The sequence below is a fragment of the Delftia sp. ZNC0008 genome (genome assembly GCF_000799035.1).
Taxonomy (GTDB): domain Bacteria; phylum Pseudomonadota; class Gammaproteobacteria; order Burkholderiales; family Burkholderiaceae_C; genus Comamonas; species Comamonas tsuruhatensis.
On sequence record NZ_JTKZ01000014.1, the window covers coordinates 1 to 5,659 of the forward strand.

Consider the following 5,659-nt stretch of genomic DNA (forward strand, 5'->3'; position numbering starts at 1 on the left):
AGCATCCGCGCGCTGACCGAGGCGGGCGTGTCCGTGGGCGTGAGCCTGGCACCGCAGATTCCCTTCATCAACGAAGACCTGGAGAAGGTGCTGGAGGCGGCCGCCGGCGCAGGCGCGCGCCACGCCTTCTATGCCGTGCTGCGACTGCCCTGGGAAGTGGCGCCGCTGTTCGAGCAATGGCTGCAGGTGCACTACCCCGACCGCGCCCGCCGCGTGATGGAGCGCGTGCGCGACCTGCACGGCATCCTGGGCGAGCAGCGCGAGGCCGGCCGCGTGTACAACGCCGAGTTCGGCCAGCGCATGAAAGGTACTGGCCACTGGGCCGAGCTGCTGCGCCAGCGCTTCGCCCTGGCCTGCCGTCGGCATGGATTCAACCGCGAGCCGCTGCGGCTCGATTGCAGCCTCTACCATCCGTCGCTTTTGCTGCCGCAGCGCAGCCTGTTCTGAAACGGCCCTTTTGAGCGTGCAGGGCGGCTGCCAGTGGCGAGCGCAAGCCCACCATGCCACAGCCCACACCAGCTCAATGTCCCACGTCCGGGGCGAGCCGGTCCAGGCTGGCACCGGCATCGCGGATCAGGGAGCGCAGCCAGGCGATGGCCGGATCTCGCTCCTGGTGCTTGTGCCATTGCAACAATTCCGTGAACCGGGGAATCTCCACCGGGCACTGCAGCACCTGCAGCGCAAAGCGCCGCGCCATGTGCTGCGCCAGGCGAGTGGGCAGTGTGGCAATGCGCTGCGTGCCCACGAGCAGCTCCGGCAGCAGGGTGAAGTTGGGTGCGATCACTTCCTGGCGGCGGCTGCGCTTGCCGGTGGACATCAGCCGCGCGTCGAACGTGGTGCGCCTGCCGCCGCCCCATTCCACGCCGATGTGGGCCGCATCGAAATACCGTGCTGGCGTCAGCGGGCCGTCGAGTAGCGGGCTGTCCGCGCAGACGAGGCAGGAGAAGCCATCTTCGAACAAAGGCTCGAAGGGGTGGCCTGCCACTTTCGCGAATTCGGGGGCGATCAGCAGCTCGGCCTCTCCGCTGTCCAGATGTTCGGGCGTCTGCGGGCTGATGGCGCGCAGGTCGAACTGCATCAGCGGCGCCAGGGTGGCGGCCCGTCGCACCACCTGTGTCAGCAGCACGCTGATCACGTAGTCGGAGGACTCTATGGTGAAGCGCCGCTGTGAGGTGGCCGGATCGAAGGAGGGCCGGGCATGCGCGATCGTCTGGATCTGCAGCAGCACATCGCGCACGGGCTTGGCCAGCTCGTTGGCCAGCGGCGTGGGCACCAGGGTCTTGCCCACTGAGACCAGCAGCTCGTCCTTGAAGTAGTCGCGCAGCCGCCCCAGCGCAAGGCTGGTCGCGGGCTGGCTCAGGAAAAGCCGCTCGGCGGACTTGCTCACGCTGTGCGTGGCCAACAGGGCGTCGAGGACAACCAGCAGGTTCAGGTCGAGCTTGTGAAAGCGCATGGCGCGTCTCCGTATTTGCTGTGCAAATGGATTGAATTTAAACAATAAATTTTACGTATGTCTTCCCGAGGTCGATCATCCGCTCCGGACCCGCAAAACCACAGGCGCTTCCATGCAGGGCGCATCCATTTCGGAGACATACATGTTCGGATTGCCTACACGACGCGAATCGGGCGATGGACCACGCCCTCTTTTCCCTGCCGCTCGCGTGCGCAGCGGCCTGTGCCTGATGGCGGGCCTGTGCGGCGCCGGCACGGGGCTGCCGGTAGCTGCCCAGTCCCAGCCGGTGACGCAGGCCCAAACCCAAACCCAAGCCCAAACCCAGGGGCAGCCATTGACATCGAGCCTGACCTTGTCGGGACTGTTGGGCGCCGGCGTGCTCTATACCCGGGATTCGGAAGGTGGCGGCAAGTTGCAGCAGACGGGCACCCATGCGGCGCCCTCCATCGCGCTGTCGGGGCGCGAGTCGTTGGGAGGCGGTCTGTCGGCCATCTTCCGCTGGAGCCAGTACGTATTCACCGATACGGGGACCATGGCGCCACTGGAGAGCTATGTGGGCCTGACTTCGGCCACCTGGGGAAGCTTCACGATGGGGGCGATGTACGACCTGCTGGCCGACGCCGTGCCCTTCACCTCGGAGCGGTTCACCTCGCTGCTGGCCACCCATCCAGGCAATCTGGACCGCACGGTAGGCACGGCACTGAACAACACGCTCAAGTACAAGTCCCCCGTGCGCGGCGGCTGGCAGTTCGGCGCGATGTACGGCGCGGCGGAGCGGGATTCAGCCACCCACACGGGGCGAGTGGTGGGCGCCCAACTGGGCTACACCGATGGCCCCTTGCAGGCGGTGGCCATCTGGGAATCGGTCAAGGGCGTTCCCTACGCGCCCGGGCTGAGGCTGGGCGTGCCGCGGCTGTACGGCCAGGACTTCAGCCAGGCGCCGGCCACAGCGATCTCCCAGGACCAGGAGACCGGTACGGCGGGCCTGGCCTACACCCGCGATGGCTGGCGCTGGATGGGCAACTACAGCCATACGCGCCTGTCGGCCCTGGGCCGGCGTGAGCGGGCGCAGACCCTGGATCTGGGCTTCTACAAATATGTGACGCCGGCGCTGCGCGTGGGCGGCGGCTATGCGTTCACGCGGCTGGCCTCCTACCGCTGGAGCCAGGCGCACGCCCATGCCGACTACGCGCTGTCGCGGCGAACCAGCCTGTATGTGCTGGGCGTGGTGCAGCAGGCCGGGGAGGGGCAAAAGGCCGTGATGCGCAATCAGGCTCCGGCCTCGGGGCGGCGCCAACTGGCGCTGGAAGTGGGCGTGACGCACGCCTTCTAGGCCGGTGGGTCACAGGTTTTTCGATGTGAATGGGGGCGATGCGATGCAGTGGGATGTGATTGTGGTGGGAGCGGGCCCGTCGGGGCTGACCATGGCGGCCGAACTGGCGGGGGCCGGCGCGCGCACGCTGGTGCTGGAAAGGCGCACGCAGGGCGTGCAGTCGCGTGCGGGCACCCTGTTGCCCCGGGTGCTGGAGTTGTTCGACGCGCGGGGGATTGCGGACCGATTCATCCGCAAGACCCGTGAGATCGTGGACTATCCGTTCCGGCCATCGCACATTTGGGCGGGCTTTCATCCCATCGAATGGCGCCATCTGCACACGCGCTTCGGCTTCACGCTGGGCCTGCCCCAGAACATGACCGAGGATCTTCTTTGGGCGTGGGCGCAAGAGTGCGGGGCGCAGATCCGCCGGGGTATGGAGGTGACGGCACTGCGCCAGCATGCCGACGGTGTGGAAGTGGACGTGCAAGACCCGCAGCAAGCCCAGGGCGCCGTCACCACGTTGAGGGCGAAGTATCTGGTCGGGGCCGATGGGGGACGCAGCGTGGTGCGTACCCAGGCGGGGATTGCATTCGAGGGCCGGCCGGGCACGTTCCGGGGCATGGTGATCGATGCGCAACTGACCGCGCCCTGGCCCGGCGGACGGCTCAATGCGGACAACGAACTGGGCTGGGTACGGGGCTATGCGTTTGGCGAGGGCATCACGCGGTTCAACATCGTGCACCGCGAGCGCATGCATGCGCCCAAGGACGAGCCCGTCACGCTGCAGGAGGCGCTGCAGTGCATACGCGACGTGCACGGCACCGACTACGGCATCCAGGGCTTGCGCTGGGCTTCGCGCTTCGACGACCAGATGCGGGCCGTGCCCCAACTGCGGCAGGGGCGGGTGCTGCTGGTCGGCGAGTCCGCGCGTATCCACTATCCATCCAGCGGTGTGGGCATGAATTTCTGCCTGCAGGACGCCTTCAACCTGGGCTGGAAGCTCGCTCTCGTGGTCAGGGGTCTGGCCGGCGATGCCGTTCTCGACACCTATGAGAGCGAGCGGCTGCCGGTGATGCACGCGCTGCTGGAGAGCGTGAAGGCGCAGTGCGCGCTGCAGTTCAGCTTCGGGCCGGAGGCGGTGGCGCTCAAACGGCGCATGGCCCAGCACATCGTTCCCCTGCCCGATGTACAGCGCAAGCTGGTGCTGGAGTTGTGCGGCCTGGAGGCGCCATACCGCAGCGAGCCGGGCAGCCATGCGCTGGCCGGCCACCGCATGCCCGATATCGATCTGCTGCTGCTGGACGGGCGCTCGGCCAGCGTCACGCAACTGCTGCGCGAGCGGCACTTTTTGTTGCTCGATCTGGACGGCACGGGCCGGCAGTTCGCGGATCTCGATGTGCAGGGCCTGCCCGTCACGGTGCTGCAGGCCCGCGCCGCCCATGCGCCGGCGTCCATGGCCCAGGTCAAGGCGCTGCTGGTGCGGCCTGACGCCTATGTGGCCTGGGCCAGTGACGGCCTGGCCAGGCCCGGCGAAGTGCAGGCGCAACTGGCCCGCTGGCTGAAGGTGGCGGCATGAGCGAGGAATGCTTGCTGCTGAGCGGCGGCTGGATCATCAGCATGGACCCGGGCATTGGTGAGCTGCGCAGCGGCGATGTGTTGATCGAGGGCGAGCGCATCGCTGCCGTGGCCCCGCGCATCGATGCACCGCATGCCCAGCGCATCGATGCGCGCAACACCATCGTGCTGCCGGGCTTTGTGGACACGCACCGCCATACCTGGCAAAGCTGCGTGCGCCATTGCTACGCGGACATCGATCCGCAGATTTACTTCGCCGAGATGCTGGGCGCCAGGGGGGCCGGCTACCGCGCCGAGGACGTGCATGTGGGCACGCTGCTGGGCGCCGTGTCGGCCCTGGATGGCGGGATCACGACCATGCTCGATTGGTCGCATGTGCAGAACTCGCCCGAGCATGCCGACGCCGCCATCCTGGGTCTGCGCGAGGCGGGCATCCGTGGTGTGTTCGCCCATGGCTGGCCGCTGGTGGATGGCGCGTCGTGGATGTTTGACAGCCAGCGTGGACATCCGCAGGACATCAGGCGGCTGCGCGCCCGCTATTTCTCCAGCGACGACCAGTTGCTGACGCTGGCCATGGCCGGGCGCGGCCCCGAGATGGCGCGGCGCGAGGTCTGGCTGGACGATCTGCGGCTGGCGCGCGAGCTGGGACTGCGCTCGACCATCCACATGGGGGCCTATGCGCGCAATGCGCAGGTGCGGGCGATCGCGCAGATGCACGAGGCCGGCGTGCTGGGCGATGACCTGACCTTTGTGCACTGCTGCTTCAGCGGCGCCGACGAGATTGCGATGATGGCCGATGCCGGGGTCAGTGCCTCGCTGGGCGTGCACTGCGAGATGAACGCCCAGGGCATAGGCGACATACCGTTCGACCGCATGCTGGCCGTGGGCATCCGGCCCAGCCTCAGCGGCGACACCGAGACCAAATGCTCGGGCGACATGTTCACGCAGATGCGCCATGCCTTCGCCTACTACCGATCCTGGATGGGTGGTCGGCATTGCCGCGTGGAGCACGCGCCGCCTACTCTTTCGCTGCGCGATGTGCTGGAGTTCGCCACGGTGGCCGGTGCACATGCCACGGGCCTGTCGCACAAGATCGGCTCGCTGACGCCTGGAAAGCAGGCCGATGTCATCTTGATCCGCACCGACGACATCAACCTGGCGCCCGTCTGCGACGCCGTGGGCGCGGTGGTGCTGGCTGCCCATCCGGGCAATGTGGACAGCGTCTTCGTCGCGGGCAGGGCGGTCAAGCGCCATGGCCGCATGCTCCATGTCGATCTGGATGCGCTGCGCCAGCGCGCGTTCGTGTCGCAACGCGG

5 protein-coding genes are annotated in these 5,659 nt (G+C 67.6%); 4 read left to right on the top strand and 1 reads right to left on the bottom strand.

Going from position 1 to position 5,659, the window contains the following annotated elements:
* Positions 1–447, top strand: a 447-nt coding sequence (locus L995_RS00295; protein WP_047468032.1) for a hypothetical protein, incomplete at its 5' end; no start/stop codon positions are given.
* Between the two features lie 73 nt (positions 448–520).
* Here the strand turns inward: L995_RS00295 and L995_RS00300 are convergent.
* Positions 521–1,453, bottom strand: a complete 933-nt coding sequence (locus L995_RS00300) for a LysR family transcriptional regulator (RefSeq protein WP_047468033.1) — start codon at positions 1,451–1,453, stop codon at positions 521–523.
* 286 nt (positions 1,454–1,739) lie between these two features.
* Here L995_RS00300 and L995_RS00305 point away from each other — a divergent pair, with 286 nt between their 5' ends.
* From L995_RS00305 to L995_RS00315, 3 genes are all read left to right on the top strand, one after another.
* Complete coding sequence (locus L995_RS00305) at positions 1,740–2,786, top strand: porin (RefSeq protein WP_074923124.1); 1,047 nt, start codon at positions 1,740–1,742, stop codon at positions 2,784–2,786.
* A gap of 55 nt (positions 2,787–2,841) precedes the next feature.
* Positions 2,842–4,344 (top strand): FAD-dependent monooxygenase, encoded by a 1,503-nt coding sequence (locus tag L995_RS00310; protein ID WP_231574324.1) that lies wholly within the window; start codon positions 2,842–2,844, stop codon positions 4,342–4,344.
* Positions 4,341–5,659, top strand: a 1,319-nt coding sequence (locus L995_RS00315) for an amidohydrolase family protein (protein WP_047468039.1), incomplete at its 3' end; no start/stop codon positions are given. The genes L995_RS00310 and L995_RS00315, both read left to right, overlap by 4 nt.